The organism is Microbacterium pullorum (assembly GCF_014836535.1).
Lineage (GTDB): Bacteria > Actinomycetota > Actinomycetes > Actinomycetales > Microbacteriaceae > Microbacterium > Microbacterium pullorum.
Window position 1 is genome coordinate 319,998 of the sequence record NZ_JACSQP010000001.1, and the last position, 21,625, is coordinate 341,622.

The following is a 21,625-nucleotide window of genomic DNA, read 5'->3' on the forward strand; positions in this document are numbered from 1 at the left end:
GTTTTTGGGAGCCGCCAGGACTGCGGCCATGACAGGTGTTCGGAGCGGGATCGCGATCGGATGGGAAGCAATCCGATCGGCATCCCGGCCCGAAGAACCCCCGACAGAAACGGGGACCCATGGAGCTCATCGTCATCGGCCTGCTGGGAGGGCTGATCACCGGCATCTCGCCGTGCATCCTCCCGGTGCTGCCGGTCATCTTCCTCACCGGTGGCGCGCAGTCGGCGCGCTTCGAGGGGGATGCCACGACGATCCCCGCCCGCCGCAGCCGGCCGTACCTCGTGATCGCGGGGCTCGTGACGAGCTTCACCCTCGTCACCCTCGCCGGCTCGCTGCTGCTGGGAGCCCTCAACCTGCCGCAGGACGTCATCCGCTGGGTGGGCATCGCGGTGCTCGTGGCGATCGCGGTGGGGCTGCTGGTGCCGCGCTTCGAGCAGCTGCTCGAGAAGCCGTTCCAGTGGCTGCCGCGGCGAGAGGTCGCCAACCGCGGCAGCGGCTTCGCCGTGGGCCTCGCGCTCGGCGCCGTGTTCGTGCCGTGCGCGGGACCGGTGCTCGCGGCCATCATCGTCGCCGGGGCCACCGGGCGCATCGGGCTCGACACGGTGCTGCTCACGGCATCCTTCGCCATCGGCGTGGCCGTGCCGCTGCTCGCCTTCGCGCTCGCCGGCCGCGGTCTCATCGAGCGCATCAAGGCGTTCCGCACCCGCGAGCGGGGCCTGCGCATCGCCGCCGGCGTCGCCATGCTCGCCCTCGCCGTCGGGCTGGTCTTCAACGTGCCGCAGCTGCTGCAGCGGCTCGTGCCCGACTACACCGCCGCCCTGCAGCGCGACCTCACCGACAACGAGCAGGCGGCCCAGGCCCTCAACCTCGGCGGCATCGTCACCGATGAGAACCGCGAGCTCGACAACTGCACCAACGGTGCCGACGAACTGGAATCGTGCGGCACGGCACCGTCGATCCGCGGGATCGAGTCGTGGCTGAACACGCCCGACGGTGCCGGCATCGACCTCGCCGACCTGCGGGGTCAGGTGGTGCTGATCGATTTCTGGGCGTACTCGTGCATCAACTGCCAGCGCTCCATTCCGCACGTCGTCGCCTGGGACGCGGCCTACCGCGACGCGGGACTGCAGGTCATCGGCATCCACTCGCCGGAGTACGCCTTCGAGAAGGATGCCGCCAACGTCGCCGCCGGCGCCGACGACTTCGGGATCGAGTACCCCGTCGCCCTCGACAACTCGCTGTCGACCTGGACCAACTACCGCAACCGCTACTGGCCCGCCCACTACCTCATCGACGCCGAGGGCACGGTGCGCCACATCGCCTTCGGCGAGGGCAACTACGCCGCGACCGAGGCGATGATCCGCGAACTGCTGCAGGATGCCGATGCGGATGCGGCGCTGCCTGACCCCACCGACGTGGCCGACCTCACCCCCGAGGCAGGGGCCCGGACGCCCGAGACGTTCCTCGGGTCGGGGAAAGACGTCAACTACGGCGGCGAGGGCCGGTACCGCGCGGGCGTGCACACCTTCGCATACCCGCAGGAGCAGCCCGCCGACTCGTTCGCCCTGCAGGGGGAGTGGGACGTGCAGACCCAGTTCGCGACCCCGGCCGGCGACGAAGGCGGCATCCGTCTTCGCTATCGCGCGTCCGACGTGCAGGTCGTGCTCGCGGGGGAGGGGCGCGTGCAGGTGTCGATCGACGGCGAGGCGGCGCCGGGACTCGACGTCGGCGGGACGCCGCGCTCTTACGCCCTGGTCGACGGCGACGAGGGGCGCGCGGGCGTGATCGAGATCACCCTGCCCGCCGGGGTGCAGGCCTATTCGTTCACTTTCGGGTGAGCGCCGGTTACACGCGCAGACGGGGGGATTGGTGCATGCTGGGTGAGATGGTCATCGACGGGGTGGACGTACCCGAGGACGGGACGGCGCGCGATCACGCAGCCGAGCTGCTCTCGCGCGTCGCCGACGGCGACCAGGCCGCCTTCGCGCGGCTCTACGATCTGCTCGCCCCTCGGGTGTTCGGTCTCATCCTGCGCGTCCTCGTCGACCGCTCGCAGAGCGAAGAGGTGCTGCAGGAGGTGTTCCTGGAGGTGTGGCAATCCGCCGGGCGCTTCGCTCCGAACAAGGGGCAGGGGAGATCGTGGATCCTCACCATGGCCCACCGCCGCGCGGTGGACCGGGTGCGGGCTTCGCAGGCCAGCGCGACGCGGGACGTGCGGGCGGGCCTGCGCGATCTGGACGTCGCCCACGACGGCGTCGCTGAGCAGGTGGAGCTGAAGGTGGAGGGTCAGAAGGTGGCCGGTGCGCTGTCGACCCTCCCCGAGCCGCAGCGCGAAGCGATCGTGCTGGCCTACTACGGCGGCTACAGTCAGAGCGAGATCGCCGTGCTGGTGGGCGCGCCGCTCGGCACGATCAAGACCAGGATGCGCGACGGTCTGTCGCGCCTGAGAACCGCGATGGGGGTGACCGCATGAACGACGAGCAGGAATTCGCCGAACTCGCGGCCGGTCACGCCCTGTACGCGCTGTCGCCCGCCGACGAGGCCCGCTACCAGCAGGCGCTGGAGGCCCACCCCGAGTGGGAGGCAGTGGCGCTGGCGGATGCCGCCGTTGCGGCATCCCTCGCCGAGGGCGCGTTGCGCGTCGCACCGCCGCTGACCCTGCGCTCGACGCTGCTGGCGCGCATCGTGTCGCTGCCGCAGGAGCCGCGCGTTTCTGGGGCTGCGGGTGCTGGTGCTGCGGGGGGAGCGCTGCGGCGGGACCGCTCTGGGCGCTCGGCCGAGCGGCACGATGCGGCTCGCGACGAGGTCGCCGAGGAGGCCGGGCCGGTCGAGCCGGTCGAGGAGGTCGCGGAGGCCGAGACGGTCGAGCCGGTCGAGCCGGTCGAGGAGGTCGACTCTGAGCCCGCGGGTGAGCCCACTGACCCACTGATCGCACTGCTGGGGCCGACGCTCGAGGTATGGGACGACACCGCGCAGGCCGAAGCTGCGACGACGGCGCTGCCCGTGGCGCCGGTACGCGCCGCAGAGCCGGTCGAGACCGGACTCTCCGACGACGCCACGCCGCACCCTTCCGCCGAGCCTGTGCCGACCACGACGGCGATCCAAGCCGTCGCCCGGCGCACCTGGACCCGCGGCCTGCTGGCGCTCGCCGCCTGCTTGACGCTGCTCGTGGGGGTCGGGTTCGGCGCCGGGGCGCTCTACAACTGGATGAACCGTCCCGCCGCGGTGGTCGCCCTCGATGAGATCGAGTCGGCCCCCGACGCGCAGTCGGCGACCGTGGCCGAGGACGAGGGCTTGACCGCCACGGTGCACTGGTCCCCGCAGCTGGGCAAGGCCGTGCTGGTCTCCGACGGCCTGCCGTCGATTCCCGAGGACGAGACGTTCGAGCTGTGGTTCGTGCGCGGCGACGAGGCGATCTCGGCCGGCACATTCGCCGCCGACGGCAGCAAAGCCACCACCGCTCTCGACGGCGAGATGCAGCCCGGAGACGTCATCGCCGTCACGATCGAGCCTGCCGGGGGAGCTCCCGGCGGCGCGCCCACGGGGGACCCGATCGTGGCCGTTCCCACCGCCTGAGCGGACCCCGGCCTCGCCGCCCGGCGGCGCCGGTAGCCTGGAATGATGACGGACGACGCCGGCAACCCCTTCCACAAACCGGTCCGGCGGCCCTCGGAGACCTTCGACCGCCTCTTCGCAGCGGAGGACCCGGCGGAGGTCTCGCGGGTCGCCCATGCCACAGCCCACGCGCTGCTGACCCGCGTGCGCGAGCAGCAGGACGAAGAGGTCGTGGAGCGGCTCATCGGATTCACCGATCGCCACGGCATCCATGACATCGCCGAGCTGTGGTCGCGGTCGCCGGCGCGCACGCTGCCCGGGGCGCTGTGGCGGCTGTACCTGCTGCAGCTGATGATCCACGATGATCCGCAGACCGCGGCGCTGCTGTACGACCGGGGGCGGGTCGCGATCGTCAGTGCCGACCCCGTCGTCGCGGGTGCACCCACTCCCGCCGGCCCCGACGAACTGGTGGAGCTGGTGGACACGATCCTGCGCGGGTTGTTCACGGGCGACTTCGCCGTCGCGCTCGACCGTGCGGCGGCGTTCTGCCGCGTGCAGTCCAGCGGCGCGACGCACCTGGCCGACGACTACGAGGCCACCGAGTCCGACCGGGCGACGGCCCTCACCACGCGGGCGCTGCGGCTGTCGACGTACGCCGCCGACCTGGCATCCTGCGCCGCGCTCTGGCGCCGCGACTCGCTGACCTGACCCGCCGCCTCGCCGTCCGCGCGGGACCCGCCTCGTCGCTGAGACGAATACCGACGGACGAGACGACGGGTGGCGCCCGCTGTCTCGTCCCCCCGTATTCGTCTCACGGTCGGAGCGGGGCCCGCGCGGGGCGGGAAAGAAAAGTGCCGGGCCGCAGAACGCCTCTCGGCGCGAGGCCGCTCGTAGCGGCAGAAGATGGAGCCCGGGGTTACTGCGGCCCGGCTGATCCAGTGTAACCGAGGCCCGTGCGGGGGTATTCCCCGTCGGAATTCAGGCTGTGGACGGCGGTGGGCCAGGGGAGACGCGAATCGCGCGCTCACAGCCTGAATTCCGACGGGGTGGCGTCGGTAGGCTTCCGTCATGGCCTGGCGATTCGCGCTCACGATCGACCCCGCAGCACCCGGCGACCCGCGCGGGTCGTTCGCCGAGACGTTCACCGTGATCGATCCCGCGGCCCCCGCCCTGAGTGTCGGCGAGCTCAGCACGCAGCGCGGCGACGGGATCTTCGAGTCCATCGGGGTGGTCGACGGACACCCGCAGGAGGTCGCCGCGCACCTCGAGCGTCTCGTGCACTCGGCTCGTATCTGCGACCTGCCCGAACCCCACGTCGGCCAGTGGCGCGAGGCGGTGGCTGCGGCTGCCGCGGCATGCGGGCCGGGGGAGTCGGTGGTCAAGCTCATCCTCAGCCGCGGCGTCGAGCACGGACCCGCGCCCACCGCGTGGGTCACCGCCGCCCCCGCAGCCGACTTCGCCGCAGTGCGTGAGCGCGGCGTGCGGGTGGTGACCCTCGACCGCGGTTACGCCCTGGATGTCCCCGCCCGCGCGCCCTGGCTGCTTCTGGGCGCGAAGACCCTGTCGTACGCGGTCAACATGGCGGCCCTGCGCGAAGCCAAGCGCCGCGGCGCCGACGACGCGATCTTCACGACTTCCGACGGCTTCGTGCTCGAGGCGCCCACGGCCTCGCTCATCCTCCGCCGCGGCGACACATTCGTGACCCCCGCGCCCCACGGCGGCATCTTGCGCGGCACGACGCAGGTGAGCCTGTTCGCCCACCTGGAGGAGCAGGGGTTCGCCACCGCGTACGCCACCATTGCGGTGAGCGACCTCGCGACGGTGGATGCCGCGTGGCTCGTCTCCAGCGTGCGGCTGGCCGCGCCCATCACAGCGGTCGACGGCGTGGCGCTGCCGATGGATGCCGCGTTCACGGCAGCCATCAACGAGTACCTCCTGAGCCCGCGCGACTGACCGCCCACCCGCGCCGCGCCGCGCCGCGCCGCGCCCTGCGAACGCTGAGACGACTACTGAGCGCCGAGAACGTGGGGAATGACCATGGTCTCGGCGCTCAGATGTCGTCTCACGGGGAGTGGCGGGGCCGCGCGGGGAGGGGCGGCGCGGGGCGGCGCGGCGCCCCGCCGGCGGTCACCCGAAGCGGCCGGAGACGTAGTCCTCGGTGGCCTGCTGCGACGGGGTGGTGAAGATGGTGTTGGTGTCGTCGTACTCGATGAGCTTGCCGGGCTTGCCGGTGCCGGCGATGTTGAAGAACGCCGTCTTGTCGGACACCCGCGAGGCCTGCTGCATGTTGTGTGTGACGATCACGATCGTGTAGTTGGTCTTGAGGTCCTCGATGAGCTCCTCGATCGCGTAGGTCGAGATGGGGTCGAGGGCCGAGCACGGCTCGTCCATCAGCAGCACCTGCGGCGACACTGCGATGGCACGGGCGATGCACAGACGCTGCTGCTGGCCGCCCGACAGGCCCGAACCGGGGCGGTCGAGGCGGTCCTTGACCTCGTTCCACAGGTTCGCGCCGCGCAGCGACTTCTCCACCAGGTCGTCGGCGTCCGACTTCGAGATGCGCCGGTTGTTCAGCTTGACACCGGCCAGCACGTTGTCGCGGATCGACATCGTGGGGAACGGGTTGGGGCGCTGGAACACCATGCCCACCTGACGACGCACGAGCACCGGGTCGACGGTAGGGCCGTACAGGTTGTCGCCGTCCAGCAGCACCTCACCCTCGACGCGGGCGCCGGGGATGACTTCGTGCATGCGGTTGAGTGTGCGCAGGAACGTGGACTTGCCGCAGCCGGACGGGCCGATGAAGGCGGTCACGCTGCGGGGTTCGATCTCGAGCGAGACGCCCTCGACGGCGAGGAAGTCGCCGTAGTAGACGTTCAGATCGTTGACTTCGATGCTCTTGGACACCTGAGGATTCCTTCGGGTTGGAGGGAGCCGGATGCCGCGTCAGCGGCCCATCTTGGGGGCGAAGATGCGGGCGATGAGGCGGGCGAGGAGGTTCAGCACCATGACGATCACGATGAGCACCAGGGCGCCGGCCCACGCGCGGTCGAGATACGCCCAGCCGGGGATGCCCTGGTTCATGTACTGCGTGTACACGAACACCGGCAGCGACGCCATGCGCCCCTCGAACAGGTTGTAGTTCATCGAGGTCGCCATGCCGGCGGTGATCAGCAGCGGCGCGGTCTCGCCGATGACGCGGGAGATCGACAGCATGATGCCGGTGGTGATGCCGGCGATGGAGGTGGGGAGGACCACCTTCACGATCGTCAGCCACTTCGGCACGCCGAGGGCGTACGCCGCCTCGCGCAGCTCGTTCGGCACGAGTCGCAGCATCTCCTCGGTCGAGCGCACGACGACGGGGATCATCAGCACCGACAGCGCGACCGACCCCATGATGCCCATGCGCACACCGGGACCGAAGAAGAGTGCGAACAGCGCGAAGGCGAACAGACCGGCCACGATCGAGGGGATGCCGGTCATGACGTCGACGAAGAACGTGATGCCGCGGGCGAGGCGTTTGCCTGCGCCGTACTCGATCAGGTAGATCGCGGTGAACAGGCCGATCGGGATGGAGATCGCAGCGGCGGCGAGGGTGATCAGCAGGGTGCCGACGATGGCGTGCAGCGCACCGCCGCCCTCACCGACGACGTTGCGCATCGAGTTGGTGAAGAACTCCGCCGAGATGCCGGCGATGCCGTTGGTGATGACGGTGATCGCCACGGAGACCAGCGGCACCATGGCGATGAGGAACGCCACGGTGACGATGCCGGTGACGAGCCGGTCGACGCCCTTGCGGCGACCTTCGACGACGGTGGAGATGATGGTGACGAGCGCGAGATAGACCAGCGCCGACACGATCGCCCATCCGGCGATGTTGAACGGCGCGTCACCGGCGAGCGAGACGACGCCGAACAGCAGCGCGACCGTGGCGGCGGAGATACCGAGGAGCACCCAGGGGGCCCAGCCGGGCAGGCGGCCGTTGGTGAGTCGCAGCGGTGCCGCCTCCTCCGAGGTGGAGGTGGGCGACGGGGCGGGAGCGGTGGTGACGGTCATCAGTTGGCTCCCGAGAATTCCTGGCGACGGCTGACGACCCAGCGCGCGACGGCGTTCACCGCGAAGGTGACGACGAACAGGACGAGGCCCGTCGCGATGAGCACGTTGATGTTCGTGCCGTATGCCTCGGGGAAGGTCAGCGCGATGTTGGCGGGGATCGTGCTGGGGTTGGACGGCGTGAACAGGCGGAAGGTCACCACGCCCGTGGCCGAGAGCACCATGGCGACCGCCATCGTCTCACCGAGGGCACGACCGAGGCCCAGCATCGATGCCGAGACGATGCCCGAGCGCCCGAAGGGGAACACGGCCATGCGGATCATCTCCCAGCGCGTGGCGCCGAGGGCGAGGGCGGCCTCTTCGTGCAGGCGCGGGACCTGCAGGAAGATCTCGCGGCAGATGGCGGTGATGATCGGCACGATCATGACGGCGAGCACGATCGAGGCGGTGAAGATGGTGCGGCCGGTCTGCGAGACGGGACCGGCGAACAGCGGGAACCAGCCGAGGTTCGTGACGAGCCAGCTGTACACCGGCTGCACGGCGGGGGCGAGCACGAGGATGCCCCACAGGCCGAACACGACCGACGGGACGGCGGCGAGCAGATCCACCGCGTACCCGAGCGCCTGCGCCAAGCGGCGCGGGGCATAGTGCGAGATGAACAGGGCCACCGACACCGAGAGCGGCACCGCCATGAGCAGGGCGATGAACGACGCCCACACGGTGCCGAAGGCCAGGGGGGCGACGTACTCCCAGAAGTTCCCCGGCAGCAGCGATGCGGTCTCGCTCGTCGCCGTCAGCCCGGGCAGGGACTGCACGATGAGGAAGATCGCGACCGCGGCGAGGGTGACGAGGATCATCGACCCCGCGGCGAGCGCGGTTCCCGAGAACCAGCGATCGCCCGCGCGCTGCGGGGGTTTGGCTGGGGCGGTCGCGGTGACCGGGGCGGGTGTGGTGGTCATGGCTTCCTGTTCTCGGGACCGGGTTACGGGCAGCTGCCCGGCCCGACGCGGTGGCATCGGACCGGGCAGCGGGGTGTCACTCCGCGGCGATCAGGTCGATCGCGGCGTTGACCTTCTCGCGCAGCGAGTCGGTGATGGGGGCGCTGCCGGCGGCGGCTGCTGCGGCATCCTGGCCCTCGGCGCTGGCGATGTACTCGAGGTAGCCCTTGACGATCGGGGCGGAGGCGGCGTCGACGTAGTCCTGGCAGGCGATCATGTAGCTGATCAGCACGATCGGGTACACGCCGGCGGCTTCGGTGGTGCGGTCCAGCGCAATGGCGAGGTCACCGGCTTCACGGCCGTCCTCGAAGGGCGACTCGTCGACGACGGCGGCGGCCGACTCGGGCGAGTACTCCACGAATTCGTCACCGACCTTGATGGCGACCGTCGACAGGCCCTCCTCGGCGGCGCGGGACGCGTCGGCGTACCCGATGGTGCCGTTGCCGCCGGAGACGGCCGACACGACACCCGAGGTGCCCTGGGCGGCCTCGTTCACGCCGGGGGTCTCGGGCCACACGCCGTCGGGCTCCCACGTCCACGCGTCGGGAGCGGTCTGGAAGAGGTAGTCGGTGAAGTTCTCGGTCGTGCCGGAGTCGTCGGCGCGGTGCACGACGGTCACGTCGAGGTCGGGCAGCGTCGCGTCGGGGTTCAGCGCGGCCACGGCCGGGTCGTTCCAGTTCGTGATCTCGCCCGAGAACAGGCCCGCGAGCGTGGCGGCATCGAGGTCGAGCTGGTCGACGCCGTCGACGTTGAAGATCACGGCGATGGGGGAGATGTAGGTCGGCAGCTGGATGATGCCGGTGCCGTCGGTGCACCCGGCGAACGTGTCTCCCAGCTCTTCGGTCGTGAACGCGCGGTCGGAGCCGGCGAAGGCCACCGCGCCCGCCTGGAACGACCCACGGCCGGCACCGGAACCCGCGGCGTCATACGTGACCTCGACGTCGGGGTGGGCCTGCTGGAACCCGGCGGTCCACGCCTGCACGGCGACTTCCTGCGACGACGCGCCCGCGCCGGCGATGCTGCCCGACAGCGTGGTGTCGGCGGCGTTGCCGGTGGTGCCGGCATCGGTGCCCTCGTTGGCCGCGCAAGCGGTGAGGGTGAGTGCGGCGACGGCGGCGATCGCGCCGACCTGGGCGAAACGGGAAAGCTTCACTGTGTGATCCTTCGGGAGTCGGAGTGGCGGGCCCGGTGCAGGGCCCGCCCCGACGCTAGAGAGCGACGCTTACGAGAGTGCGCTGTCCGGGTAAACGAAAGGTGAACGGCTTCCCACTCATCAGCGCTGCCGCGCGCCCCGCCCTTATCGCCCGCGGGCGAGGATCACTCGGGCTTGGGAACGTGGGTCTCGATCGCGACGATGCCCGAACCCGGGTTGGTCGCCGACAGGTGCACCACCGAGAAGGCGCCCACTTCCAGTGCCGAGGCGCTGCCCAGATACGACCCGCGCATCGTCCCGGTCGCCAGCGCGATCTCGGTGAGGATGTCGGGGAGCACCGGGCCGTGGCTGCAGAGCACGGCGGGCTTGCGTGCCCGCACCCGTTCTCCCACGACGCTGCGGACGTCCGCGCCGCCCTGCTCCCAGGCATCCTGGCTCAGCTGCGCGTTCTCCTCGATGCGTCGACCGAGCGATGCCGCCAGCGGTGTGACCGTGGCCAGGCACCGCACCGCCGGGCTCGATATGACCCGCAGCGCCCCGAACGACGACAACGGGCCCACGAGCGCGCCGGCCTGCCGCGTGCCCTTGGTCGACAGTGGCCGCTTCGCATCGGCCTTGGTCCACTTCTCGCGCGCGACCGCCTTGGCGTGGCGCAGCACGATGAGGGGGAAGGTCTGCAGCACCCCATCGTCGACCAGCCGCGCGAACCCGTCGAGGATCTCGACGTCGACCGGATAGCTGAGGATCTCCCGCGCCTTCTTCACGCTCGCCCATTCGAGAGCTGCGATCTCTTTGTTCGGCACGAATGCCGACGCGCGGATCGCGGCCTCGGTGGCCTCGGCCGACCAGTAGTGCACGATCTTCTGCTTCTTGCTGGGCAGCGAATAGCGCGAGACCCCGAGCGCCACACCGAGGGCGACACGGATGCCGGTCTCCTCGTGGATCTCACGGACGGCGGTCTCGGCGAGCGTCTCGCCGGGGTCGACCTTGCCCTTGGGGAGGGTGATGTCCCGATAACGGGTGCGGTGGATGAGCAGCACCCGCAGCTTGCCGTCGACGACCCGCCACACGACGCCTCCGGCGGCGTACACCGCGGTGTCGGTCATCGCACCGCCCGCACACGCCGCCGACGCTGCTGCACCGCCGCCATCGTCTTGTCCTGCAGATCGACCAGCGGGTGGCCCGCGTCGTCGAGGTGGTGACGTACCCACTCGTTGTCCTGGCTGAGCCGCCAGGAGCTCGTGGTGTCGTTCATGGCGAGGTTGAACAGGCTGAGGAGCTCTTTCACATGCCCGGACCCGGTGACCCGTACGAGCGCCTCGACGCGACGATCGAGGTTGCGGTGCATCATGTCGGCGCTGCCGATGTACACCTGCGGGTCGCCGTCGTTGTGGAACGCGAAGATGCGCGAGTGCTCGAGGTACCGGCCGAGGATCGAGCGCACCGTGATGTTGTCGGTCACCCCGTCGAGCCCGAGCTTGAGCGAGCAGATGCCGCGCACCCAGACGTCGACCTTCACGCCGGCCTGGCTGGCGCGGTAGAGGGCGTCGATGATCTGCTCGTCGACCATCGAGTTCACCTTGATGCGCACCGCCGCGCGCTTGCCGTCCTGTGCGTTGCGCCGCTCGGTGTCGATGAGTCGCAGCAGACCCTTGCGCAGGTGCAGCGGCGCCACGAGCAGTCGCTTGAACTTCTTCTCGATGGCGTAGCCGGAGAGCTCGTTGAACAGTCGAGTGAGGTCGCGACCGACCAGTTCGTCGGTCGTGAACAGTCCGAAGTCCTCGTAGAGGCGGCTGGTCTTGGGGTTGTAGTTGCCGGTGCCGATGTGGCTGTAGCTGCGCAGCGCCCCGTCTTCCTCGCGGATGACGTGCAGCAGCTTGCAGTGCGTCTTGAGCCCCACGAGCCCGTACACGACGTGGACGCCGGCCTTCTCGAGCTTGCGCGCCCACACGATGTTCGCGGCCTCGTCGAAGCGGGCCTTCACCTCGACCAGTGCCAGCACCTGCTTGCCCGCCTCTGCGGCGTCGATGAGCGCCTTCACGATGGGACTGTCGCCGGAGGTGCGGTACAGGGTCTGCTTGATGGCGAGCACGTGCGGGTCTTTGGCCGCCTGCTCGAGGAACGCCTGCACGCTGGTCGTGAACGACTCGTAGGGGTGGTGCACGAGCACATCGCCCTTGCGGATCGCGGCGAACATGTCGGCGCGCCCGTTCTGCTCGTTGGGCTGGAACGGCACGGCGGTGGTGGGCACGTGCGGCGGGAAGTGCAGGTCGGGTCGGTCGATGCGGGCCAGATCGAACAGGCCTCGCAGGTCCAGCGGTCCCGGCAGCCGGTAGACCTCCTGCTGGGTGATGTCGAGTTCGCTGATGAGCAGGTCCAGCGTCACGTCATCCATGTCGTCGCCCACTTCGAGGCGGATGGGCGGTCCGAACCGGCGGCGCAGCAGCTCGGCCTCGAGCGCCTGGATGAGGTTCTCGGTCTCATCCTCCTCGATCACGACGTCTTCGTTGCGGGTGAGGCGGAAGGCGTGGTGGTCGAGGATCTCCATCCCCGGGAACAGATCCTTGAGGTTGTGGGCGATGAGGTCCTCGAGCGGCAGATACCGCACGGTGTGACCGTCGGCGCGCACCAGCACGAACCGGGGGAGCATGGGCGGCACCTTCAGACGCGCGAACTCCTGCCGCCCGGTGCGGGCGTTGCGGATGCGGATCGCGAGGTTCAGCGACAGCCCGGAGATGTAGGGGAAGGGGTGCGCGGGGTCGACGGCCAGTGGCATCAGCACCGGGAAGACCTGGCCCTGGAAGTAGTCGTACAGGAGCATGCGCTCGTCGTCGGTGAGGTCATCCCACGCGACGATGTCGATGCCGGCGTCGGCCAGCGCCGGGCGCACCAGGGTGGTCCACGCGTCGGCGTGGCGCACCTGCAGCGCGTGGGCCTCGCCGGAGATGTCGGTGAGTACGTCCAGCGGTGCGCGACCGACGTTCGTGGGCACGGCCAGACCGGTGACGATGCGGCGCTTGAGCCCGGCGACGCGCACCATGAAGAACTCGTCGAGGTTGCTGGCGAAGATCGCGAGGAAGTTGGCGCGCTCCAGCACGGGGACCGACGGGTCTTCGGCCAGTTCCAGCACGCGGCGGTTGAAGGCGAGCCAGCTGATCTCGCGGTCCTGGTAGCGGTTCTCGGGCAGTTGCGAGTCGTAGGTCTCGACGGCCTGGTCGAAGTCGTCGTCGTCGGCATCCCCGAGGCCGCTGTCGAGTGCTTCCGTGTCGATCATCAGCCCATCATGTCAGGGCCGTGCGGCGCGACGGCCAACCGACACCACGGGTCACACCTGCGAGCGCTCGCGCGGTGCGGGCACCTGGTCGTCCTCGTACACATTGAAGCGGTAGCCGACGTTGCGGACGGTCCCGATGAGCTGCTCCAGGTCGCCGAGCTTGGCGCGCAGACGGCGCACGTGCACGTCGACGGTGCGGGTGCCGCCGAAGTAGTCGTAGCCCCAGACCTCGCTCAGCAGCTGCTCGCGCGTGAACACCCGCGACGGGTGCGTGGCGAAGAAGTGCAGCAGCTGGAACTCCTTGTAGGTGAGGTCCAGCGGCTTGCCGTGCACCTTCGCGGCGTACGACGACTCGTCGATCGTGATGCCGGAGGTCTGGATGCGGGTGGAGGCCTGCTCCACCGACCGGCGTCCGACCGCGAGGCGCACGCGCGCGTCGACCTCGGCGGGCCCGGCGGTGAAGAGGATGACGTCGTCGATGCCCCAGTCGGTGGACACCGCGGTGAGGCCGCCTTCGGTGACGATGAGCACGAGCGGCGCGTCGAGGCCGGTCGTCGCGAGGATCTTGCACAGCGACTTGGCGCCGACGAGGTCGACACGGGCATCGACGAAGATGACGTCGGCGCTGGGCGCGTTCACCAGCTGTGCGGGCTCTGCGGCGATCTGGCGCACACGGTGACTCAGCAGTTCGAGCGCCGGCAGCGGGGGCGTGCTGGCGGGCGCGGAGCTCAGAAGCAGTAGCTGGGCCAACAGAGGATCCTCCCCGGGCGCGGCGGGTCGCGTCGTGCCCCCATCCTAGGGGGAGGCCGATGACGCAGATTCCGCTCAGGTGCGCGGGCGCGCAGTGGTCCACAATGGGGACATGACGATTCCCGAGCTCGCCCCCCGTCGCACCTTCGGCGGCGTCGTGGCGGTGTGGGTCGTCGCGGCTGTGGCCGCCGTGGTTATCGGTGTCTTCTCACCGCCGGAATGGCGGTCGGCGTGGGTCACGGTGGCGCTGGGCGGATGCCTCGTGCTCGCCTTCGCCATTCAGCTCGCCTACGGTCGCTCGCACCGGTTCACCCAGCGCATGGCCGCGAGCATCCTCGGCGCGCTGGTGACGATGGGACTCATCGGCTTCGGGTTCGGGCTGGCGACCCTCGTTCCGGCGTAGAGTGCTGTCTATGGATCTCTTCGCCCTCGAGATGTTCTTCGTCGGGTTGCTCGGCCTCGCCGGCCTCGCGATCGCCTTCGTGTCCGGCGTCGTGCTCAAGAACCTCTACCGCGGCCAGCGCTGACAGGCGCCGCCGTGCTCGAGCTGCCGACCGACCTGCCCGCCGACCTCGTCCCGCTGTCGTGGCTGCGGGGCGTGTGGGAGGGCACCGGTGTCATCGACTACGAGTCGGGTGACGGCCGGCGTCTGCAAGGCGAGTTCGCCCACCGGGTGAGCTTCAGCCACGACGGCGGCGACTACCTCGACTACACCGCCCAGGCCTGGCTGCTCGGCGAGGAGCGCGTGCGCCTCGTGGCCGAGACCGGGTTCTGGCGTCTCGCCCGCCCCGCGACCGACGCCGATGCCGGTCCCGGGCTGCTGCCGCCCACCGACGAGCGACCTGAGCGCACCGTCGACGACGTCGAGCAGCTGCGCAACGCCGAGGGCGGCTTCGACATCGAGGTGTCGCTCGCGCACTCCGACGGCGTCAGCGAGCTCTACCTCGGCCAGGTGCGCGGTCCCCGCATCGACATCGCCACCGATGCCGTCATGCGCTCGGCCTCCACCAAGTCCTACGCCGCGGCCACGCGCATGTACGGGCTGGTCGACAACCACCTGCTGTGGGCCTGGGACATCGCCGCCCTCGGTGCGGCGCTGTCGTCGCACGCCTCGGCGCGACTTGCGCGGGTGCAGTGATGGCCACGCCCTTCACCACCGTGCCGGGTGCTGTGCTCGACGACGACGGCCGCCTGCTGCACCTCGGCACTCCCGCCATCGAGCAGCGCTCCCTCGCACAGGGCACCGCCGTCGCCCCGCTCGGCGACCGCACCGTGCTCGCCGTGGCCGGTGAGGACCGGCTGTCGTGGCTGGATTCGCTGTCCTCGCAGGCGCTCACCGCGCTCGCACCGGGGGAGAGCACCGAGCTGCTCATCCTCGACCCGAAGGGACACGTCGAGCACGCGGCATCGGTCGTCGATGACGGTGAGACCACCTGGCTCATCGCGGATGCCGCGAACGCCGAGAGCCTGCTCACCTGGCTCACCCGCATGCGGTTCCGGCTGCGTGTCGCGCCGCGGGACGCCTCGGATGAGGTCGCCGTCGTCGGCGGCACCGCCGCCGCGATCGCCCGCGTGGTTCCCGAGGCGCTCGCGGTGTGGGCCGACCCCTGGCCCGTCATCGGCGCGGGCGGCTGGGGCTATGCCGCCACCGAGCCGCACCCGGGGGGTGAGCGTGACTGGAGCGAGGCCATCGTGCCGCTCGCGACGCTCGACCGCCTCGCCGACGCCGCCCGCGCGGGCGACATCGCCCTGGCCGGCACGCTCGCCGCCGATGCGCTGCGCATCGCCGCGTGGCGGCCGCGCGCCGCCGCCGAGGGGGGTGAGCGCACGCTGCCGCACGAAGCGGATTGGCTGCGCACCGCCGTGCACCTGAACAAGGGCTGCTACCGCGGCCAGGAGACGGTGGCGAAGGTGCACAACCTCGGTCACCCGCCGCGGCGTCTCGTGGCGCTGCAGCTCGACGGCAGCGATGCGATGCTGCCCGACCCCGGAGCGATCGTGCGCCGCGACGGCGACCCGGCGGGGGAGATCACCTCCGTCGCCCGCCACTACGAGGAAGGGCCCATCGCCCTGGCCTTCGTCAAGCGCTCGGTACCGCTGGATGCCGCGCTCACCGTCGACACCCCCGACGGCGAGGTCGCCGCCGCTCAGGAGATGATCGTCCCGCCCGATGCCGGCGCCACCGCATCGGTGCCGCGCCTGCCGCGGCTCTCCCGCCGCCGCTGATCGCGGGGGCGCGGGTCGCGCTCGTCAGAGCGGCGCGACCGCCGACCACGGCACGGTGATCTCGCCGAGCCGCCAGCGGGCTGCGGGTCCGAGCGCCCAGCCGGCATCGGTCATCGCCTGCAGCGCGGTGCGCCAGCGGTGCACCGCGCCGAACGGCGAGACCACGGCCGCCAGATGCCACTGCGTGTCGAGGGCGGCGAGCAGATCGTGCACACCCTCGCCGGCGACGTTGCGGTGGATGAGCGCCTTCGGCAGACGCTCCGCAGCGATCGAGGGCGCCGCGAGCTCGGCCAACCGCAGCGACAGCGTGAGCGAGCGGGGTGCGGCATCCGCACCCACCTCGATCCACGTGGCGACCCGGCCGATCTCGTCGCACGTGCCTTCCACCAGGATGCCGTCGGGCGCGAGCCGGCCGGCCATGCGCTGCCACGCGCCGGGGACGTCCTTCTCGTCGTACTGCCGCAGCACGTTGAACGCCCGCACCACGGTCGGGCGGCGGGGTGCGGGAACCTCGAACCCGCCGCGGGCGAACGAGACCCGCGCGTCGGGGGAGAAGGTCGTGAGGCCCGCCTGCACCTGCTCCAACTGGGTGCGGGCGCGGGCGACGCGGCCAGGTTCGATCTCGAGCCCCAGCACCTCGACGCCGGGCGTGCCGCGGCGCAGCCGCGCCTCCATCTCGAACGCGGTCACCCCGCTCGCCCCGTAGCCGAGGTCGACCACGAGGGGTTCGGCGACCGTGCGCAGCGCCGGGTGACGCGCGATCCAGCGGTCCACCCGTCGCAGGCGATTGGTGTTCGTGGTTCCGCGCGTGATCTGCCCGACCGGGTGGGACATGATCCGCCCGGCCGGGCAGGTTTTCATACGGCCATCCTGCCAGGCGGGGATGGGAGCCCCCCGAGTAGGATTGAGGCATGACCGAGCCTTATACCCTCATCTTGCTTCGACACGGACAAAGCGAGTGGAACGAGCTGAACCTGTTCACCGGATGGGTCGACGTGCGGCTCACGGCACAGGGGAAGGCGGAGGCCGAACGCGGTGGCCAGCTCATGGCCGAAGCGGGGCTGCTCCCCGACATCCTGCACACCTCGGTGCTCAGCCGCGCGATCCAGACCGCGAACATCGCGCTGGATTCCGCCGACCGACTCTGGATCCCGGTGAAGCGCTCGTGGCGCCTCAACGAGCGTCACTACGGCGCTCTGCAGGGCAAGGACAAGGCGCAGACCCTCGCCGAGTTCGGCCAGGAGCAGTTCATGCTCTGGCGCCGCTCGTTCGACGTGCCGCCGCCGCCCTTGGCAGCCGACAGCGAGTTCAGCCAGGTCAACGATCCCCGCTACGTCGGCATCGACGGGGACATCCCCGAGACCGAGTCGCTCAAGCTCGTCATCGACCGCCTGCTGCCGTACTGGCACGACGAGATCGTGCCCGACCTGCAGACCGGCAAGACGGTGCTCGTCACGGCCCACGGCAACTCGCTGCGCGGCCTCGTGAAGCACCTCGAAGGCATCAGCGACGACGACATCGCGCAGCTGAACATCCCCACCGGCATTCCGCTGGTCTACCGCCTCAACGCGGACATGACCCCGGTCGGCCCGGGCGAGTACCTCGACCCCGAGGCTGCTGCCGCGGGCGCCGCCGCGGTGGCCGCGCAGGGCAAGAAGTAACACCCGCGAACGACGAGGGGCGGATGCCATCGGTATCCGCCCCTCGTCGTTCGTTCGTGCCGGTCACTGCAGACGCAGGGTCTCCAGCGTTTCGGTGTCGGCGGTCCAGTCGCCGGTGGCGAGGTAGAGCACCTTCTTCGCGACCGACTCGGCGTGGTCGGCGAAACGCTCGTGGTAGCGGCTGGCGAGCGTGGCGTCGACCGTGGCCGCAGCCTCGCCCTGCCAGTTCTCGCTGAGCACTTTCTCGAACACCGAGATGTGCAGGTCGTCGAGCTTGTCCTCGGCGGTGCGGATGCGCTCCACGAGCGAGACGTCCTCGGTGCGCAGCAGCTCCGCCAGGGTGCGTGCCACCTCGACGTCGAGCTCGCCCATCTTGATGAACGTGTTCTTCAGCCCGCGCGGAATGGCCCGCTCGGGGAAACGCATGCGCGTGAGCTGGGCGATGTGCTCGGCGATGTCGCCCATGCGCTCGAGCGACGCCGACACGCGCAACGCCGCGACGACGATGCGCAGGTCCCGGGCGACCGGCTGCTGGCGCGCGAGGATCTGGATCGCCAGTTCGTCGAGCTCGATGGCCTTGTCATCGATGATCTGGTCGTTCTCGATGACCTCTTCGGCGAGGGCGACATCGCTGGTGCTGAAGGAACGGGTGGCTTTGTCGATGGCCACCGTGACCAGCTCGGCGATCTCGACGAGACGTCCTTGGACGTCTTCGAGGGACTGATGGAAAACTTCGCGCATGGCTGCACCTTCCTTGTCGCGGCGCATGGCGCCGCTCTGGCCTCGCGGCTCAGCGTCGTTCGAGGGCCTGGCGATTCTTCTCGGCGAAGGTTAACGAACGGTGCCGCGGGAATGAACAGTATCCCGCACGTCGACGGCACAAGCCAATGCCGGCCGAGGTGTGCCGCTCGGCACGTTTACGCTGTTGTCATGGATTCGACGCAGCTGGTGCTGCTCGCCTTGCTCGTGGGCATGCTCGTGGGCGTCGTGGTGGCACTGCTCATCGCACTCGCGCTCCGCGCCCGCGACCGGGCGCTGTCGGAGGGCTCGTCGCATATCCCCGACGGCGTACATGCGGTGCTGCGCGGCATGGAGGACACCGCCGTCGTCGTCGACGCGTCGTCGACGATCGTGGGCGCGTCGCCGGCGGCCGACATGTTCGGCATGCACGAGGGCGAGGTGCTGCCGAGCCCCGAGCTGCGCGCCCTCGCCCGTGGTGCGCGCATGACCGGCCTCGCGCACACCGAGACCCTCCGGCTCGGCCGCAGCGCCACCTTCTCGCCGACGCGGCTCGTCTCCGCCCGCGCCAGTGCGGTGACCCCGCGCCTCGTGCTGGTGATCGTGCGCGACATCACCGAGCGCGAGCGCGTGGAGGAGATGCGGCGGGACTTCGTCGCCAACACCAGTCACGAGCTGAAGACGCCCGTGGGTGCGGTCATGCTGCTGTCTGAGGCGATCGAGTCGGCTGCCGACGATCCGGCGCAGGTGCGGGCGTTCGCCGGCCGCCTGCACGCCGAGGCGTCGCGGCTCGGCCAGCTCACCGGGCGCATCATGAGCCTGTCACGGCTGCAGGCCTCGGACGAACTCGCCGAAGTGCGTGATGTGCCGGTCGACCAGGTGGTGGCGGCGGCGACCGAGGCGCACCAGACCCAAGCGGATGCCGCGCGGGTCGAGCTCGTGCGCGGCGGCGAGCGGGGGCTGTACGTGCGCGGCGACGTGCAGATGCTGAGCGAAGCGGTCGGCAACCTCGTGGCCAACGCGATCGCCTACTCGCCCGCAGGGTCGAGCGTCGGCATCGGAGTCAAAGCCGTCGACGGGGTCGTGGAGATCGCGGTGACCGACCGCGGCCTCGGCATCGCCGAGACCGAGCAGCAGCGCGTGTTCGAGCGCTTCTACCGCGCAGATCAGGCCCGCTCGCGGCGCACCGGTGGCACGGGGCTGGGTCTGTCGATCGTCAAGCACGCCGTCGACCGTCATGGCGGCGACGTGCGGCTGTGGTCGCGGCCGGGCCAGGGGTCGACGTTCACGATCCGCCTCCCGCAGGCTGAGGCGCCGCCGAAGAACCCCCACAAACGCAAGGCGCGGTCCCGCGCGACGAACCAGAGTGCCGCGGCGCCCGCCGCCGCGACGAATGGAGAACCCCGATGACCCGTGTGCTGATCGTCGAGGACGAGCCCGACCTGGCCGATCCGCTGGCCTACCTGCTGCGCCGCGAGGGGTTCGAGGTGGAGATCGCCGAGGACGGACACAAGGCCCTCGAGCTGTTCCAGGAGGCCCGGGCCGACATCATCCTGCTCGACCTCATGCTGCCGGGCCTGCCGGGCACCGAGGTGTGCCGTCAGATCCGCACGACCTCGGCCGTGCCGATCATCATGCTGACCGCCAAGGACTCCGAGGTCGACATCGTCGTGGGGCTCGAGCTCGGCGCCGACGACTACGTCACCAAGCCCTACTCGGCCCGCGAGCTGCTCGCGCGCATGCGCGCGGTGCTGCGTCGCACCGTCCCCGCGGAGGACGAACTCGACGACCGGGTGCTCACGGCGGGCCGTGTCACTGTCGACCTCGACCGGCACGCGGTCGCCGTGGACGGCACCGAGATCAGCATGCCGCTGAAGGAATTCGAACTGCTCGAGGTGCTCGTGCGCAACGCCGGTCGGGTGCTGACGCGCGGGCAGCTGATCGACCGGGTGTGGGGCAGCGACTACTACGGCGACACCAAGACGCTCGACGTGCACATCAAACGCATCCGCTCGCGCATCGAGAAGCACCCGAGCGAGCCGGTGATGCTGGTGACGGTGAGGGGCCTCGGCTACCGATTCGAAGCCTGAGCCGCAGGCTCAGTCCTCGATGAACTCGTCTTCGACCGGCACGAACTCGCTGTAGTACGGCAGCGCGCCGTCGAGCACCGGGATCTCCGCGACCACGCCTTCGCCGTCGCCCGACTGGAACGCCATCGGCGCGGTGGCGCCCGGTGCGAAGCCCAGATCGGTGAACAGGATCGGGTCTTCGTCGACGCCGAGCGACACCGATTCGCCGCCGGCGAGGGTCACGATCTCTGCCGCGCCGCCCTCGAGGGCGATCACCACGACCTGCTGCTCGAGCGAGTTGTTCACCAGGGCCGCGATGAAGTTGCCGGCGGAGCCGTCTTCATTGGCGATGACCATCGCGTTGAGCACGTCGACAGGACCCGAGTCGGGCACGTTGACGCCGTCGGAGGGGGAGTAGGGGATCGTCGTCGCCTGTGGGGAGATGATGCTGCACCCGGTGGCCCCCAGGACGACAGCGGCACCCAGAGCGAGCGACGCGAGCAGGCGCGATTTCACGGTTCCTCCCGGAGAACAGACGGCGATTCTGAGCAGTCTACGCGGTGTGCGCGGGCGGTCTGGAACGGCGCCCCGGCGCGCGCCGGAGAACCTTAGCGTATGAGGGGTGTGGTATCCTAGAGGTTCCCGAAAGGACACAGCTGCATGCTTTTTGAGGTTGGCGAGACGGTTGTCTACCCGCACCACGGTGCCGCGACGATCATCGAGGTCAAAGAACGAGTCATCAAGGGCGAGACGAAGAAGTATCTCAAGCTGAATGTCACTCAAGGCGACCTGATCATCGAGGTCCCGGCGGACAACGTCGACCTCGTGGGCGTTCGTGACGTGATCGGCCAGGAAGGCCTGGATCGCGTGTTCGAGGTGCTCCGCGCCCCCTTCACCGAGGAGCCGACCAACTGGTCGCGTCGCTACAAGGCGAACCTCGAGAAGCTCGCGTCGGGTGACGTCATCAAGGTGAGCGAGGTCGTGCGCGACCTGTGGCGCCGTGACCAGGACCGCGGTCTGTCGGCAGGCGAGAAGCGCATGCTGGCCAAGGCCCGCCAGATCCTCATCTCCGAGCTCGCGCTCGCTGAGAAGACCGACGAAGAGCGCGCCGGCGTCGTGCTCGACGAGGTTCTCGCCAGCTGACAGTC

General features: G+C 70.1%; 22 protein-coding genes. 12 read left to right on the top strand and 10 right to left on the bottom strand.

Annotation, left to right across the window (positions count from 1 at the left end):
- Positions 1 to 119 precede the first annotated feature (119 nt).
- From H9651_RS01580 to H9651_RS01600, 5 genes are all read left to right on the top strand, one after another.
- The gene (locus H9651_RS01580; protein ID WP_191717339.1) at positions 120 to 1,838 is read left to right on the top strand and encodes a cytochrome c biogenesis protein DipZ; all 1,719 of its coding nucleotides are present in this window, start codon (positions 120 to 122) and stop codon (positions 1,836 to 1,838) included.
- A gap of 35 nt (positions 1,839 to 1,873) precedes the next feature.
- On the top strand, positions 1,874 to 2,473 hold the full coding sequence (gene sigK / locus H9651_RS01585; RefSeq protein ID WP_191717340.1) for an ECF RNA polymerase sigma factor SigK: 600 nt from the start codon (positions 1,874 to 1,876) through the stop codon (positions 2,471 to 2,473).
- Complete coding sequence (locus H9651_RS14595) at positions 2,470 to 3,576, top strand: anti-sigma factor (RefSeq protein WP_225216214.1); 1,107 nt, start codon at positions 2,470 to 2,472, stop codon at positions 3,574 to 3,576. Before sigK ends, H9651_RS14595 begins: the two co-directional genes overlap by 4 nt.
- A 45-nt stretch (positions 3,577 to 3,621) precedes the next feature.
- Positions 3,622 to 4,263 (top strand): DNA-directed RNA polymerase subunit beta, encoded by a 642-nt coding sequence (locus tag H9651_RS01595; RefSeq protein WP_191717341.1) that lies wholly within the window; start codon positions 3,622 to 3,624, stop codon positions 4,261 to 4,263.
- A gap of 360 nt (positions 4,264 to 4,623) precedes the next feature.
- Positions 4,624 to 5,508, top strand: a complete 885-nt coding sequence (locus H9651_RS01600) for an aminodeoxychorismate lyase (RefSeq protein WP_191717342.1) — start codon at positions 4,624 to 4,626, stop codon at positions 5,506 to 5,508.
- Between the two features lie 174 nt (positions 5,509 to 5,682).
- Here the strand turns inward: H9651_RS01600 and pstB are convergent, their stop codons facing one another.
- The 7 genes from pstB to H9651_RS01635 form a co-directional block, all read right to left on the bottom strand.
- A complete protein-coding gene (pstB, locus tag H9651_RS01605) occupies positions 5,683 to 6,462 on the bottom strand; it encodes a phosphate ABC transporter ATP-binding protein PstB (protein ID WP_191717343.1) in 780 nt (259 codons plus the stop codon).
- Between the two features lie 39 nt (positions 6,463 to 6,501).
- Positions 6,502 to 7,611: a phosphate ABC transporter permease PstA gene (gene pstA / locus H9651_RS01610; RefSeq protein WP_191717344.1), complete on the bottom strand. Its 1,110-nt coding sequence runs from the start codon at positions 7,609 to 7,611 to the stop codon at positions 6,502 to 6,504.
- Positions 7,611 to 8,567, bottom strand: coding sequence for a phosphate ABC transporter permease subunit PstC (gene pstC / locus H9651_RS01615; RefSeq protein WP_191717345.1), 957 nt, complete (start codon positions 8,565 to 8,567; stop codon positions 7,611 to 7,613). Before pstC ends, pstA begins: the two co-directional genes overlap by 1 nt.
- Before the next feature lie 76 nt (positions 8,568 to 8,643).
- Positions 8,644 to 9,759 (bottom strand): phosphate ABC transporter substrate-binding protein PstS, encoded by a 1,116-nt coding sequence (gene pstS, locus H9651_RS01620; protein ID WP_191717346.1) that lies wholly within the window; start codon positions 9,757 to 9,759, stop codon positions 8,644 to 8,646.
- Positions 9,760 to 9,923: 164 nt separating this feature from the next.
- Positions 9,924 to 10,865: an NUDIX hydrolase gene (locus tag H9651_RS01625; RefSeq protein WP_191717347.1), complete on the bottom strand. Its 942-nt coding sequence runs from the start codon at positions 10,863 to 10,865 to the stop codon at positions 9,924 to 9,926.
- Positions 10,862 to 13,033 carry an RNA degradosome polyphosphate kinase gene (locus H9651_RS01630; RefSeq protein ID WP_191717348.1) on the bottom strand — a complete coding sequence of 724 codons (2,172 nt, stop codon included), beginning with the start codon at positions 13,031 to 13,033 and terminating at the stop codon, positions 10,862 to 10,864. Before H9651_RS01630 ends, H9651_RS01625 begins: the two co-directional genes overlap by 4 nt.
- A gap of 51 nt (positions 13,034 to 13,084) precedes the next feature.
- Complete coding sequence (locus tag H9651_RS01635) at positions 13,085 to 13,783, bottom strand: winged helix-turn-helix domain-containing protein (RefSeq protein WP_191717349.1); 699 nt, start codon at positions 13,781 to 13,783, stop codon at positions 13,085 to 13,087.
- A 112-nt stretch (positions 13,784 to 13,895) separates the two neighbouring features.
- Here H9651_RS01635 and H9651_RS01640 point away from each other — a divergent pair, with 112 nt between their 5' ends.
- The 3 genes from H9651_RS01640 (at position 13,896) to ygfZ (ending at position 16,009) form a co-directional block, all read left to right on the top strand.
- Entirely contained in the window at positions 13,896 to 14,186 is a 291-nt protein-coding gene (locus tag H9651_RS01640; protein WP_191717350.1) for a hypothetical protein, read from the top strand.
- A gap of 135 nt (positions 14,187 to 14,321) precedes the next feature.
- Positions 14,322 to 14,921, top strand: coding sequence for an FABP family protein (locus tag H9651_RS01645; protein WP_191717351.1), 600 nt, complete (start codon positions 14,322 to 14,324; stop codon positions 14,919 to 14,921).
- On the top strand, positions 14,921 to 16,009 hold the full coding sequence (ygfZ, locus tag H9651_RS01650) for a CAF17-like 4Fe-4S cluster assembly/insertion protein YgfZ (protein WP_191717352.1): 1,089 nt from the start codon (positions 14,921 to 14,923) through the stop codon (positions 16,007 to 16,009). The genes H9651_RS01645 and ygfZ overlap by 1 nt, the downstream gene beginning before the upstream one ends.
- A gap of 24 nt (positions 16,010 to 16,033) precedes the next feature.
- Here ygfZ and H9651_RS01655 read toward each other — a convergent pair whose 3' ends face one another.
- A complete protein-coding gene (locus tag H9651_RS01655; RefSeq protein WP_191717353.1) occupies positions 16,034 to 16,870 on the bottom strand; it encodes a class I SAM-dependent methyltransferase in 837 nt (278 codons plus the stop codon).
- Between the two features lie 50 nt (positions 16,871 to 16,920).
- Here H9651_RS01655 and H9651_RS01660 point away from each other — a divergent pair, with 50 nt between their 5' ends.
- Positions 16,921 to 17,670 (top strand): phosphoglyceromutase, encoded by a 750-nt coding sequence (locus H9651_RS01660; protein WP_191717354.1) that lies wholly within the window; start codon positions 16,921 to 16,923, stop codon positions 17,668 to 17,670.
- Positions 17,671 to 17,733: 63 nt separating this feature from the next.
- Here H9651_RS01660 and phoU read toward each other — a convergent pair whose 3' ends face one another.
- Positions 17,734 to 18,411, bottom strand: coding sequence for a phosphate signaling complex protein PhoU (gene phoU / locus H9651_RS01665; protein ID WP_191717355.1), 678 nt, complete (start codon positions 18,409 to 18,411; stop codon positions 17,734 to 17,736).
- 189 nt (positions 18,412 to 18,600) lie between these two features.
- On the opposite strand from phoU, the gene H9651_RS01670 reads away from it, so the two are divergent.
- Positions 18,601 to 19,818, top strand: coding sequence for a sensor histidine kinase (locus tag H9651_RS01670; protein WP_191717356.1), 1,218 nt, complete (start codon positions 18,601 to 18,603; stop codon positions 19,816 to 19,818).
- The gene (locus H9651_RS01675) at positions 19,815 to 20,498 is read left to right on the top strand and encodes a response regulator transcription factor (RefSeq protein WP_191717357.1); all 684 of its coding nucleotides are present in this window, start codon (positions 19,815 to 19,817) and stop codon (positions 20,496 to 20,498) included. Before H9651_RS01670 ends, H9651_RS01675 begins: the two co-directional genes overlap by 4 nt.
- Before the next feature lie 9 nt (positions 20,499 to 20,507).
- Here the strand turns inward: H9651_RS01675 and H9651_RS01680 are convergent, their stop codons facing one another.
- Entirely contained in the window at positions 20,508 to 20,993 is a 486-nt protein-coding gene (locus H9651_RS01680; RefSeq protein ID WP_191717358.1) for a DNA modification methylase, read from the bottom strand.
- A gap of 144 nt (positions 20,994 to 21,137) precedes the next feature.
- Here H9651_RS01680 and H9651_RS01685 point away from each other — a divergent pair, with 144 nt between their 5' ends.
- On the top strand, positions 21,138 to 21,620 hold the full coding sequence (locus H9651_RS01685; protein ID WP_191717359.1) for a CarD family transcriptional regulator: 483 nt from the start codon (positions 21,138 to 21,140) through the stop codon (positions 21,618 to 21,620).
- Positions 21,621 to 21,625: the final 5 nt, after the last annotated feature.

Coding starts and splice junctions, on each gene's coding strand:
- H9651_RS01580 (WP_191717339.1), top strand. CDS start 120: ATGGAGCTCATCGTCATCGGCCTGCTGGGAGGGCTGATCACCGGCATC.
- sigK (WP_191717340.1), top strand. CDS start 1,874: ATGCTGGGTGAGATGGTCATCGACGGGGTGGACGTACCCGAGGACGGG.
- H9651_RS14595 (WP_225216214.1), top strand. CDS start 2,470: ATGAACGACGAGCAGGAATTCGCCGAACTCGCGGCCGGTCACGCCCTG.
- H9651_RS01595 (WP_191717341.1), top strand. CDS start 3,622: ATGACGGACGACGCCGGCAACCCCTTCCACAAACCGGTCCGGCGGCCC.
- H9651_RS01600 (WP_191717342.1), top strand. CDS start 4,624: ATGGCCTGGCGATTCGCGCTCACGATCGACCCCGCAGCACCCGGCGAC.
- pstA (WP_191717344.1), bottom strand. CDS start 7,611: ATGACCGTCACCACCGCTCCCGCCCCGTCGCCCACCTCCACCTCGGAG.
- pstC (WP_191717345.1), bottom strand. CDS start 8,567: ATGACCACCACACCCGCCCCGGTCACCGCGACCGCCCCAGCCAAACCC.
- H9651_RS01625 (WP_191717347.1), bottom strand. CDS start 10,865: ATGACCGACACCGCGGTGTACGCCGCCGGAGGCGTCGTGTGGCGGGTC.
- H9651_RS01630 (WP_191717348.1), bottom strand. CDS start 13,033: ATGATCGACACGGAAGCACTCGACAGCGGCCTCGGGGATGCCGACGAC.
- H9651_RS01640 (WP_191717350.1), top strand. CDS start 13,896: ATGACGATTCCCGAGCTCGCCCCCCGTCGCACCTTCGGCGGCGTCGTG.
- ygfZ (WP_191717352.1), top strand. CDS start 14,921: ATGGCCACGCCCTTCACCACCGTGCCGGGTGCTGTGCTCGACGACGAC.
- H9651_RS01655 (WP_191717353.1), bottom strand. CDS start 16,870: ATGAAAACCTGCCCGGCCGGGCGGATCATGTCCCACCCGGTCGGGCAG.
- H9651_RS01660 (WP_191717354.1), top strand. CDS start 16,921: ATGACCGAGCCTTATACCCTCATCTTGCTTCGACACGGACAAAGCGAG.
- phoU (WP_191717355.1), bottom strand. CDS start 18,411: ATGCGCGAAGTTTTCCATCAGTCCCTCGAAGACGTCCAAGGACGTCTC.
- H9651_RS01670 (WP_191717356.1), top strand. CDS start 18,601: ATGGATTCGACGCAGCTGGTGCTGCTCGCCTTGCTCGTGGGCATGCTC.
- H9651_RS01675 (WP_191717357.1), top strand. CDS start 19,815: ATGACCCGTGTGCTGATCGTCGAGGACGAGCCCGACCTGGCCGATCCG.
- H9651_RS01685 (WP_191717359.1), top strand. CDS start 21,138: ATGCTTTTTGAGGTTGGCGAGACGGTTGTCTACCCGCACCACGGTGCC.